The organism is Peribacillus sp. SIMBA_075, assembly GCF_046534585.1.
The window spans coordinates 1-261 of record NZ_JAWRYN010000881.1 but is presented as its reverse complement, the minus strand read 5'-3'; the positions used below and the strand labels follow the sequence as shown (position 1 = coordinate 261).

The window sequence follows — 261 nt, the reverse complement described above, 5'->3', positions numbered from 1 at the left end:
CTCTAAATTCCGAGGCTAGCCCTAAAGCTATTTCGGGGAGAACCAGCTATCTCCGAGTTCGATTGGAATTTCACCGCTAGCCACACCTCATCCCCGCACTTTTCAACGTGCGTGGGTTCGGGCCTCCAGTAGGTGTTACCCTACCTTCACCCTGGACATGGCTAGATCACACGGTTTCGGGTCTACGACAACGTACTTGCGCCCTATTCAGACTCGCTTTCGCTGCGGCTCCGTCTCTTCAACTTAACCTCGCACGCTATC

The 261-nt window shown here is 54.0% G+C and carries 1 rRNA gene; it reads right to left on the bottom strand.

What is annotated here, in order from left to right:
• Window positions 1-261 (bottom strand): 23S ribosomal RNA (locus SB775_RS30775); the annotation flags it as partial.